Source organism: Olivibacter sp. SDN3, assembly GCF_014334135.1.
GTDB lineage: Bacteria > Bacteroidota > Bacteroidia > Sphingobacteriales > Sphingobacteriaceae > Olivibacter.
In genome coordinates this window covers 5,217,246-5,229,037 of sequence record NZ_CP060497.1, presented here as the reverse complement: position 1 = coordinate 5,229,037, position 11,792 = coordinate 5,217,246, and the positions used below count along the sequence as shown (strand labels likewise).

The window sequence follows — 11,792 nt, the reverse complement described above, 5'->3', positions numbered from 1 at the left end:
TTTCTAAAAGCCTACATTTAATCCGAGGGTAAACACTTTGGATATGGGGTACCCGCCATAATCCACCCCCGGCAAGAGTGCGTTGATTCCACTTACGCTTACTTCTGGGTTGTAGCCGGTATAGTTGGTAATGGTAAAGAGGTTTTGCGCTTGCGCATATACCCTGATATTCCGCAATGCTAGTTTTTGTGTAAGCCGGTCTGGAATATTATAAGCCAGAGAAATATTCCTTAAACGAATAAAGGAGCCATCTTCTATATGGGTAGAGGATATGTTGGCGCTGGCATTGCTGCTGCTGTAACGCGATAGATCCCGATTTGCCCGCGGTGTGAAACCGTCTCCGGGGTTTGCTTCGGAGCGCCAGCGGTTATTCATTTCCTTTAAACCATTGGCTGTGCCGGCGAAATTGGCATAAAAACGTCTGCCGAGGTGCATGATTTCATTTCCCTGTACGCCCTGAATCAAAAAACTCAATTCCACACCTTTGTAAGAAAAGGTATTGGTAATACCGAAAATGTAGTCAGGTTGTGGGTTGCCCAATATGGTACGGTCGTCGATACTTAGCTGTCCGTCTCCGTTGATATCAGCAAAACGAAAATGCCCGGGTTGTGAGTCGGCAAAGCTTGGATTATCGGCTATTTCCTGTTGGTTTTGAAAGATGCCAATGACTTCATACCCGTAAAAACTACCCATGGGCTTGCCTACCTCCGTAATATGGCTGTTGGTAATCTGGTCATAATTGCCGAAAATAGGCTCTCCGCTGGGGCCGAGAGCAAGTACGGTGTTGCGGTTAAAGGATAGGTTGAGATCGGTACTCCACTTTAGATTGCCCGTGAGGTTCTGGGTGTTAAGGCCAAATTCCCACCCTTGATTCCTTACCCTGCCAATGTTCTGACGGGCAACAGTGTATCCTGTTAATGATGGTACGGGTACGTTCAGTAATAGATCAGAAGTTATTTTGCGGTAGTAGTCTGCCACAAAAAATAAACGCCCTCCCAGTAAGCCTACCTCAAGCCCCACATCTAACTGTTGGTTTTTTTCCCAGCTGAGGTTGGCATTACTAATGGTATTTGGTGCTATACCGTTTACAATGGCGCCACCACCGCCTCCAAAAACATAGTTTTGCATATTTAGTAAACCGATATGATCATAGTTACCAATAAAATTATTACCGGTAAAGCCATAACTGGCACGTAATTTCAGTTCTTGAATAAAATTTATATTGTCCATGAACCGCTCTTCGGTTAATCGCCAACCTCCGGAAAAGGACGGGAAAACTCCCCAACGGTTGTTTGCCCCAAAACGTGAGGAGCCGTCCCTTCTTACGGTAGCAGTGAATAGATACTTGCCCGCATAGTCATAATTGATCCGTGCAAGGTAAGAAAGCAACGACCATTCGATAGCCGTAGTAGAGGCTGATGATACTACACCCGCATTAATGGTTTGCACCAGATCGTTCGGGAAATTGGTAGCCGCAATACTGGAACTGTCCGAACGTGCCTTTTGAGCGGTAAATCCGGCAACGGCATCAATATGATGGTCATTAAAACTTTTAGCGTAACTTAAGGTATGTTCCATCAGCCAATTGTAGGAATCCTGTGCGCGGTGCTCGGCTCGCGGGATCACGGGTGGTGGATTGCCGTCCTGCCCGACGGTAGAAGGATGGAAAATGTTATGTTTGGAATTTTGTAGGTCTGTGCCTACCAGTAGTTTGTATTTTAATGATTCCGTAAAAGCGTACTCCCCAAATAATGTTCCCAACAGCCTTAACTGCGTACGGTGACTTACCCGTTCTCTTGCTACCTTTACAGGATTTTCCAGGCTGCTAAAACCGTTGCCCAAAGTGATGGCAGAGGTATAGCTTCCATCAGGATTATACACCGGTAGATGGGGAGCCATCATTAAGGAGGTCAGCACTACGGCCCCACTGCCAAAATGGCCCTCTGCGGATACGGGATTACTTACCGTATAGGTAGGACTTAAATTTAAACCTATCCGGAATTTTTGGGAAGTATTCGCATCTAAGTTTACCCGAAAGGCATAACGTTCAAAATCAGAGTTTAGAATGATACCGTCTTGTTTGAAATAACCGGCACTGGTCATGTAGTTGATGTTTTCATTGCCACCCGAAAAGGTGAGCTGTAAGTTGTGTGTAGGAGCTGTACGTAACACTTCGCGTTGCCAATCTGTACCGACACCCAGTGCCTGTGGATTTTGTAAGGCAGGCAAAATTTGGTATATGGCATCTCTTTCTTCATTCGGTGCATTGATATCACCACCTATATCCACCCATGCGTTATTTCTTGAATCAACGATATATTCGGCAAATTCCTGTGCATTCATGAGGTCCATGTATTTAGTTACCTGCTGTATACCCGAATAGGCATCTAGATCGATTTTCATTTTTCCTGATTGACCACTCTTGGTAGTAATCATAACAACGCCATTACTCCCCCGAGATCCATAAATTGCCGTTGATGACGCGTCTTTTAACACTTCAATTGATTGAATGTCGTTCGGATTGATAGAGTTAAGTGGATTGTCGCTTTGGTTGTAGTTGGCGGTGATTGGAAAACCATCTATCACATATAATGGTTCGTTGCCTGCGCCTATAGAGCCAATCCCCCTTACTTTTACGGCAATCCCTCCACCTGGCGCTCCAGTGGTTTGTGAAACCTGTACGCCGGGCATTTTGCCTACAATAGCGGCATCAAAACTCGGTGCAGGAACGTCTTGTATTTCTTGTGCACTGACGGATGATACAGCTCCCGTTATCGTGGTTCGTTTTTGCGTCCCATAGCCAACTACGACAACCTCCTCTAAGTCGGCGGCCTGTTCAAGCAAGATAACATCGACCTGATTTTCTGTTTGCACCGTGCGTTCTATGGTACCATAACCTATTAGACTGAAAACAAGAATAGCCGGTTGAGTTGAAAACCTAATTGTGTAGCTACCAGCGTCGTTAGTGCTAGCCTGTATTCGGGTGTCTTTTAGCCGAACAGTTACTCCCTCTAAAGGCTGATTGTTGGCATCTAACACGCTTCCCGTAATAGTTCTTTCCTGTGTAGAGAAAGTGTTTTTACTAGCCTTTTTTATGATAATATTTTTATCTACAATATCATAGGTGAGCTCTTGATTGTTCAGGCTTTCGTTCATGGCTTCTTGTATGGAAGCCTGATGGAGATCTAGTGTAACAGGTTGGCTGTTTTTAACCAGTTTTGTATCATAGAAAATATGATAACCACTCTGTTTCTGAATTTCTTTAAATATGGCAACGAGTGATGCATCCTTTTTTTTCATACTTACTTGCTGGGCATAGGTAGTGGCATGTAATTCAAAAAGGCTTACCATTAAAACAATCAATGCCAATTTCATAACAAGTATAGCTTTAAATAGGGCGCTTCTTTCCTGTCTACAGGAAAGTGCAGTATTTTTTTTATACATTTGAATTGGGTTTATAAAATGGATGTTACATTTATTAATCCGGGCATTTTTTTGCGAGGTCGGTCAGGGACGGCTCCAACGTTCCTGACCTTTCTGCTAAAACACCTTTTTTGTTTTAACCCAAAATCCGCATTAGCTCATAAAAACAATAAAAAACTCCTCCACATCCGTTTATTTGTGTAATTCTTATCTCTTAACGGCAGTCATGCTACTTCGTGGTCGCTTGAATCCCTAACGCGGAAATTGGGTTTAAGGTGATACCATAACCCTCCTTCCTTTAGTTTGGAAATGTACAGATTCTGTCAGTTCTATGACTTGTAATAATTTGTGAAAATCTTCATATCGCGAAATGGTGCCCCCAAAGGTTTTACCGTTCAGATCGCCTTGGTATTCAACTGTTATATCATACCACCTGGCAATCGTATTCATGACGGTTTTAATATCTTCATCATCAAAAAAGAAATAGCCATTGCGCCATGCTGTAGCTTCTTGTACATCGATATCATGCACCAATAGGTTTTCTGTTTCAGAAAAACTGATGGCTTGCTGACCAGGTTTTAATTTTTTTGATTTCACCAGAACAGATCCTTCTATCAGGGTAGTTTTAATGGTTTTTTCATCCAAATAGGCATTGACGTTAAACTGCGTGCCCAATACTTTGATCGCAGTACCGTTGGCTTCCACGATGAAGGGTCGGTCCTTATTTTTCGCCACGTCAAAATAGGCTTCGCCAACTAATTTTACCGCACGATTTTTTTGATGCGAGCTAAAGCTCGTAGGATAGGTAAGGGAAGATTGTGCATTTAGCCAAACTTTTGTGCCGTCGGGTAAGGTGAGGGCAAATTCGCCACCGGCAGGAGTATGGATGGTGTTTAACCTTTCTTGCTCATTTCCATTTTGCTGGTCGGTGTTCATATATATCAGTTGATTACCCTCTTTTTTGATATTTTCACCTGCTTGAAAAGATAGCATTCCTTCTTCCATAGATTCAAGCGCTACTGCTTTGCCATCTGCTAAAATGAGAGTAGCTTTGTTATTACCCGGTTGTATCGAATTGCTGTCGATATTTTTGGATAAGCTTGATATGTCAGAATCCAGCGGTTGCCTTGAGCTATGCTGTATAAATAAAAATATACCAATACAAATTAATGCCGCGGCACCTATCGTTGGCATCCAGAATATGTACTTGTTTTTTTTCCGTTGTTTGGAAACACTTGGCTTAATACGATCGTCAGCCAAAATCTTACTATAAACCTTATCGGCGTTTATCCTAATGGGCTGATCTTGGTCATAGCATTTCCAGGCCCTATCGATTGCCGAAGCCAAAGTGCTTTCATCGATATCGCCCTGGTTTTCTTGCATAAGTTGAATAAGTTGCTCGAATTCGGCTTCGGTGATCTTTTCTGTCATGTAAGCACACAACAATGTATATAATTGGTCTGAACGGTCTTTCATAATTGGTCTTTTATGGGAACCATATTTCTACAGCCCTTTATATAGAAACGGATGAAAGTAGCAACAGAACTAGTGCAGTAAGAAAAAAATAACAAAAAAGTAGGTGATGTCGTGCTTAACAAAATGTGTTTTCAAAGTTTTCAGCGCACAGACGAGATGATTGCGTACGGTATTGCGCGACAAGTGTAGTTTCTCAGCAATTTCATCGTACGATAAACCATCTATCCGGCTGAGCTGGAAAACGATCTTTTGTTGCCGGGGTAGGCTGTCGATAAGTTCGTCGGTAATTCTTTGTAAATCGGCGGCCATGATCTTGTCCTCTGTATCATTGGCGCTTACGCCCTGTAAAAACTGTAGCCGTTCTTTTAAGCGGTGTTCGTTGCTCGCTTTGCGAAAAGCATCTATGGTCAATCGTCGTGCCGTTAAATATAGGTAAGGGTAGAGGGGAAGCTGAGTATCAATTTTATGTTTGTTGAGCCATAAATTGATAAATGTTTCCTGTAATATCTCCTCACTTTGATTGTTGTCTTTTAATAGCGAAAAGATAAAGCGGTAAATTTTTGGATGCAATTGGTCGTATATCTTCCTAAAAGCGATCTCGCTTCCTGATTGAAGTTCCTCAATTAAATAAGCTGCTATAGCTCCCCTGGCTGTCATCATTTAGGTAATTGGTTTAAGAAAGAAATTATAACATAATTTCTTTCTTAAACAAACTTAAAGATTTTGACTTATATATACAATATCCTCGTTATCTCACTTATCTATGGTGTGTCATCCAAATAGAAAATTGAGTGATAAGTCCTTGGGTGTTGTGGGGTAGCTAGATGTTGTCTGTTTATGCAACAGTTGGACAAACACATCAGAAACAATAAGGTGTTTAATTTAACTTTATTATGATTCGGTTTGTTGGAGACATAGCACGCTTACATAAATGGGAAATATATGTACACTTTATTTTCGATAGATATTTGGGGTAAATCCTTCCGATCTTTTAAATAAGCGGATAAAATAATTTGGATTATTGAATCCTGAACGATAACAGATGTCGCTAATACTCAGCGATTCATCTGCCATAAGACGTTTGGCTAGTTCCATGCGTTCCCGGATGATATAGTCGGTGGGGGAAAGACCCAATTCTTGCTTGAATATCTCAAAAAAAGCTGATCTACTCATGCAGGATTCTTTAGCCAACTTTTCAATTGTTATTTTTTCGGTCAGGTGCTCATTTATATATCGGATGGCAGGAGTGAGGCGATGACCCTGAATTTTATTTTCTTCAAGAGCTACCAAATTTTGTGTTTGTATAACCCGTAATAATAAGTATTTCAAAGCGAGATCTGCGAGGGCATCTTTAGCTTTATCCTCTTCCATACTGATTTTTATCAATCGATTAAGACTGGCAGCTAGTTCCTTATTATTAGTAAAGTGATAGTGGTTGAAATTTAATTTCCATTCATGGGGAGCTGCCGAATTAGGGTAGTATTCATTGAGAAATTCAATGTTTTTATTAACCATATCCCAATCTAATGCTAAAGTAGCACATTGTACAGGATGTCTTTCGTCTGCATCAGGAAAATCTACTTTCATGGTGACTCCTTCCGGAATAATAATACTTTCTCCGGGCATAAAGTCGAATGCTTTTTGCCCTGCCAAAGTCATTATTTTTTTTCCTCGCATCATACTCGAAATCACCAAGCCCTGATAGGAAAGCGCCACATCATGGCAACGGTGAAAGGTTTCAAAAATATTTAATTCGCACTGCTGCAGGGTGAAAACGCGACGATGTTCCACCAGTGAGTCCAAGTGTTTACTATCACTAAGATTTATTTGTTCAATATGGCATATATGGTTATTAGTCATGGTATTAATCTTCTTTAAGAAACAGCTATTTCAAGTGAAGGTTTGTAACATATTTGCCAAATATGTAAATCTTCTGTGTTCTAAACAACTATGGATGATCGTTCTATCACTATGGATGATCGTGACATTGATATAGACATAACATTTATATAATTGTTCTATAACAAAATAAACTAGAGGAGATTATGAAAAACATCACATTAAAACAGGCAGAAACAATTATAACAGCAGCGCACAACAAAGCGAAAGAGACAAATACATTAATGAATATCGCCGTAGTAGATGCAGGAGGGAATTTAATTGCGTTTGCGCATATGGATAACGCTTGGCTGGGTTCCATAGATATTGCGCAGAAAAAGGCGCGAACAGCTAGATATTTTGATATGGCAACCGGCGAGATAGGAAAATTATCACAACCGGGTGGCGCTTTATATAATATAGAGCATTCTAATGGTGGACTAATTACTTTTCCCGGGGGGTTGCCAATAAAGAATGAGGAAGGCGAAATTATCGGAGCAATAGGTGTTTCTGGTGATACGGTAGAGAACGATCACATTGTTGCACAGGCGGGAGTAGAAGCGATAAGTTAACCATTAATAACATTTTTATATGTGTAAGAATCATGGTGTGTCGTATGTGAAGCCGGGAGTGGTAGAAGTACGTGAGATCGACTATCCTAAACTCGCTTTAGGTAACAGAAAATGCGATCATGGAGTTATCTTAAAAATTGTGTCCACGAATATATGTGGAAGTGATCAGCATATGGTAAGGGGGCGAACGACAGCGGAATCGGGCTTGATATTGGGACATGAAATTACAGGCGTGGTAATAGAAGCAGGTCGAGATGTCGAATTTATAAAGTTAGGCGATTTGGTGTCTGTTCCTTTCAATATAGCTTGCGGCAGGTGCCGGAATTGCAAAGCTGGTCAAACGGGAATCTGTCTAAACGTCAACCCCGAAAGGCCCGGAGCCGCCTATGGTTATGTAGATATGGGTGGATGGGTAGGAGGTCAAGCCGAGTATGTGATGGTACCTTATGCTGATTTTAATTTGTTGAAATTTCCAGATAAGGATCAGGCGATGTCAAAGATTAAGGATTTGACCTTGTTATCGGATATTTTTCCTACCGGTTTTCATGGAGCGGTTACCGCTGGTGTAGCCCCCGGTAGTATTGTTTACGTTGCTGGTGCCGGGCTAGTAGGCTTAGCTTGCGCTGCGTCTTGTCATTTATTAGGAGCAGCTGTAGTGATTGTTGGAGACATGATTGATGAACGCTTAAAACAAGCTAAAAGTTTTGGTTGCGAAGTTATCGATCTTAAGGGGGATGGAAGCTTAGCTGACCAGATTGAAGCAATTATCGGGTTGCCCGAAGTAGACTGTGCAATAGATTGCGTAGGTTTTGAAGCGAGGGGACATGGTCAGGATAGTAAAGTAGAGCGGCCGGCAACGGTGCTTAATTCCATTATGGAAGTCACTCGTGCAGGTGGGCAGTTAGGTATTCCGGGTTTATATGTAACCGGTGATCCGGGAGCCTCGGATGACGCGGCGAAAAAAGGAAGTCTGCGTATCCGGATTGGTCTGGGGTGGGCAAAGTCACATTCTTTGCACACAGGGCAGTGTCCGGTGATGAAATACCATCGATCGCTGATGAATACTATTCTGTACGACAGGATTGAAATCGCCAAAGCAGTAAATGTGCAGGTAATTTCACTTAATGACGCCGCAAAAGGATATCAGGATTTCGATAAGGGTGCAGCTAAAAAGTTTGTGATAGATCCACATAGTATGATTGCCAATTAAAAAGGAAAAAATATTGCAATAGTGTGTTATATACACTATCTTTGTGTCATCATAATTTAGGTTTATAATTGGTTAGTTAGCGAAAGCCTTTGATCTCCCCGGTCGAAGGCTTTTTTGTAAGCACCAATTGAAGCAGATGTTGCTTGACAGACTATTTGTTATCTGAAAAGTATCTTTTACAACGTTCTATTCTTCCTCATATATTGGAACAATACTGTTCAACGTGTGTTTTAGTAATTCAATCATCTTAAATAGGTATTATAAAAATAAGTAGAAACTAATAAAAACAGAATTTTTAATCAATTTGTATAAATACTTGTTGTATCTATAACGTAGAAAATAGATTGTAGGAGGAAAAATCATGGTAATTACAGTGAGAGAACCAGGCACAAAAACTTTTATTGATATTCACGCATATCCTGAGGATTATAAAGATTCAACCGCTTGGCGTATACAGTACCCGGGCATTGATCCTTTTTTGATGGTGAAAGAGCAGGGTGAGTGGCTAGTTGCGGATAATGAAACGATTAATATAGATGTTGCCGACGCTGTTATAGAAGGGTTGGCGCATGCAGTTGATAAAAAATAAGACAATACGTAAATTCTTTTATTTACCACTGACATAACGCTGTCAGTAGTAGGTGTTCTTTTGTTTCATAAACCAAAAGAATAATAAAATGGAAAACAAAACATTCGAAGAAAATCTAGAGCAGGCAGCGGATGCAGTGCTGACCCCGGCGCAGTTACTGGAACATTGGCAAGGACACCGTTCATTGACTCGTAAGGTCATTGATACATTTCCTGAGAAAGAACTGTTTGCTTATAGCGTTGGAGGCATGCGCCCTTTCGGTAAGCTGGCACAAGAACTCTTACAGATGGGAGCTCCGGGTGCCCATGGGGTAGTTACAGGAGAATGGAAGGAGTTAAAAAACGAGATACAAGCGTCCGGACTATCGGGGTCTCCAACAACTAAAGAAGATGTTTTAAAATTATGGGACTGGAGTACTGCTTATATAAACCGTATTTGGCAAGAACTACAACCCGGCCGTTTTCAGCAAAAAGATATTGCCTTTGGACAATTTGACGGAATTGTGTATGGGCATTGCCTTTATTTTATTGATAACGAAATCCATCATCGTGGACAAGGTTACGTGTATCTTCGGTCTTTAGGTATTGAACCTCCCCCTTTTTGGGAACGATAATAGCTTGTTAAATTATGTTAATTTTTTGTGGATGTGTATGGGGTACACTATATTTGTATCATTCATAATTTAGGTTTATAATTGGTTAGTAAAGGTTCTCGACCTCCCCGGTTGAGAACCTTTCTTTTTTATGGACTAAAACCAATGCATGATAAACCATAACAAGGTTAACCTTCCTCTTTTGATCAGGTAATCTTTTATGAAGGCTGTACCTTTATAAAATTGCTTCTTCACTACATTCTTTGATATTTGCAATTGATCAGCAATTTCATCCAGACTTAAGTTTTGTTTTGTACGGAGTTCTACAATTAACTTTCTTTTGGGAGAAAGCTTGGAAATTGCTTCTTCCGCTAAAAGCATACTTTCTTTATATATAAATTGATCTTCCGGATTCTCTTCACCGCTATTTTCCACCGTTAAATGAGTAACTGACTTTTTAATTATTTGCTGTTTTTTGAGATCATTTAGAATAAGGTTTTTTGTAACACGAAATAAGTAGGCTTTTATATTATCGATGCGGTTTAATATAACACGCTTTTCCCATACGTTAACAAATACACATTGAACAATTTCTTCAGAGGCGTCACTATCTTTCAATATACTATAGCTGAAATGATATACCAAGGGAATGTACTGTTGATACAACACACGGAAAGCCTCACGATCATCTTTACTAATCCGATTTAGTAAACCTCGTTCAAACACTATTGCTTTCATTGATAATATAGGCTATGGTTACTCAAACCTAAGAGTAAAAATTGATATTTACTAATTTTAGTATAAAATTTATAACACTTCTGATAAAAAAGCTATTCATTATCCGGAAGCTTGGCTAAAGTTTCCGGATAATGAATAGCTCGCGAATACCGACTTTTATTGTGCTGAAAGTCGAGCTGCCGCCTCAATAAGCATCACACCACTTAATTGTGTTGATAGATCGACCGTTTCGTCTGGTTGTGCTTCCCAATTTGGGCCGAAGAGCAATGCGGGCCTTGACAGTGCTTTTGTATAAGCTGTTTCAGCATTAAATTTGATAAAATCCTGAAATCTTATTCTGTCGGCATCAGTAAGTGTTTGCTCCTCTGCCAATAAAGCAAGGTAGCGGATCATAATTCCCTTAAAAAGGCCTCCGTCCCCTTGATTTTCATTTTTAAGAATACCGCCAACTGTAATATCAGGATGACTGATAGCAGTGTTTGCTGTGCGTACGGCATCATTGAGATAGGTGCGATCACCCGTGACCTTATATAATTCGTGGGCAGCACCAATAAATACACCTTGATTATAGGTAAACAGCCAATTTTTGTCAATTTCTCCATCACCGTTACGGTTGATGCCATCCCACACAATACCGTTGGCCGGATCTACCAACGTACTCTTAAGCCATTCATATAATGTTTGTGCTAAGGTTAAATCCTGCTCGTTGTTTAAATCCGTATAGAGCCTACAGGCAAGAATGATGGCAGGTGCATTGGCGGGTGTGTTTTTATAGTCCAGCTGATCCTTTTTCCAGGCTATCCCACCACCTTGATAGTCGTTTAATCCTGTTTGGATGTCATCCCACAAAATACTAGTGGCTTGTAGAAAAGCTTCGTCATTACTTACTTGATAAGCTCTCAAAGACGATAGAGCCAACCATTCCATATCATCATAAAAATGATTAGGGTATGTGTTATCGTTCGTCTCTTTCATTCCATCTAATAAAGCTCGCATGCGTTGGATGTAATTTTCATTTTCCGTACGCTGATATCCATCAACTAAAACGTCTAACATATGGGCATTCCACCAATAATGAAAGGTATTATTTTCTTCATTCTGCTTGTAGTACCTTCCATCAGTTGAGCGGTAAATCTCATTGGTTGTTTGCTGCAATGAATCAGCTATTTCTTCCCAAGGGTATACAACCTCCGGATTAACCGTGTCATCTGGCGGATACAATATAATAGCTTCCTCTTTACAGCTGTAAAATAGCACTAATATAAACACCAAATAGTTGATTAGTAGGTTGACTGGTTTCCTAGTATGTGTCAT

10 protein-coding genes are annotated in these 11,792 nt (G+C 40.6%); 4 read left to right on the top strand and 6 right to left on the bottom strand.

What is annotated here, in order from left to right; translation table 11 throughout:
• Positions 1-3 precede the first annotated feature (3 nt).
• The 4 genes from H8S90_RS22055 to H8S90_RS22040 form a co-directional block, all read right to left on the bottom strand.
• Positions 4-3,444: a TonB-dependent receptor gene (locus tag H8S90_RS22055; protein WP_187339948.1), complete on the bottom strand. Its 3,441-nt coding sequence runs from the start codon at positions 3,442-3,444 to the stop codon at positions 4-6.
• Positions 3,445-3,693: 249 nt separating this feature from the next.
• A complete protein-coding gene (locus H8S90_RS22050) occupies positions 3,694-4,899 on the bottom strand; it encodes a FecR family protein (protein ID WP_187339947.1) in 1,206 nt (401 codons plus the stop codon).
• Between the two features lie 69 nt (positions 4,900-4,968).
• Positions 4,969-5,559: an RNA polymerase sigma factor gene (locus H8S90_RS22045; RefSeq protein WP_187339946.1), complete on the bottom strand. Its 591-nt coding sequence runs from the start codon at positions 5,557-5,559 to the stop codon at positions 4,969-4,971.
• Positions 5,560-5,850: 291 nt separating this feature from the next.
• Positions 5,851-6,759 carry a helix-turn-helix domain-containing protein gene (locus H8S90_RS22040; RefSeq protein WP_187339945.1) on the bottom strand — a complete coding sequence of 303 codons (909 nt, stop codon included), beginning with the start codon at positions 6,757-6,759 and terminating at the stop codon, positions 5,851-5,853.
• A gap of 185 nt (positions 6,760-6,944) precedes the next feature.
• Between H8S90_RS22040 and H8S90_RS22035 the strand changes: the two genes are divergently transcribed.
• The 4 genes from H8S90_RS22035 to H8S90_RS22020 all read left to right on the top strand — a co-directional run bounded on the left by H8S90_RS22035 (position 6,945) and on the right by H8S90_RS22020 (position 9,761).
• Positions 6,945-7,349 carry a heme-binding protein gene (locus tag H8S90_RS22035; protein ID WP_187339944.1) on the top strand — a complete coding sequence of 135 codons (405 nt, stop codon included), beginning with the start codon at positions 6,945-6,947 and terminating at the stop codon, positions 7,347-7,349.
• Positions 7,350-7,368: 19 nt separating this feature from the next.
• Positions 7,369-8,559, top strand: coding sequence for a formaldehyde dehydrogenase, glutathione-independent (gene fdhA / locus H8S90_RS22030; RefSeq protein ID WP_187339943.1), 1,191 nt, complete (start codon positions 7,369-7,371; stop codon positions 8,557-8,559).
• A 361-nt stretch (positions 8,560-8,920) separates the two neighbouring features.
• Positions 8,921-9,148 (top strand): hypothetical protein, encoded by a 228-nt coding sequence (locus H8S90_RS22025; protein ID WP_187339942.1) that lies wholly within the window; start codon positions 8,921-8,923, stop codon positions 9,146-9,148.
• Between the two features lie 88 nt (positions 9,149-9,236).
• Complete coding sequence (locus H8S90_RS22020) at positions 9,237-9,761, top strand: DinB family protein (RefSeq protein WP_187339941.1); 525 nt, start codon at positions 9,237-9,239, stop codon at positions 9,759-9,761.
• A gap of 135 nt (positions 9,762-9,896) precedes the next feature.
• On the opposite strand, the gene H8S90_RS22015 is transcribed toward H8S90_RS22020, so the two are convergent.
• Both H8S90_RS22015 and H8S90_RS22010 read right to left on the bottom strand, forming a co-directional pair.
• A complete protein-coding gene (locus H8S90_RS22015; RefSeq protein WP_187339940.1) occupies positions 9,897-10,478 on the bottom strand; it encodes an RNA polymerase sigma-70 factor in 582 nt (193 codons plus the stop codon).
• Between the two features lie 156 nt (positions 10,479-10,634).
• The gene (locus H8S90_RS22010; RefSeq protein ID WP_187339939.1) at positions 10,635-11,792 is read right to left on the bottom strand and encodes a glycoside hydrolase family 76 protein; all 1,158 of its coding nucleotides are present in this window, start codon (positions 11,790-11,792) and stop codon (positions 10,635-10,637) included.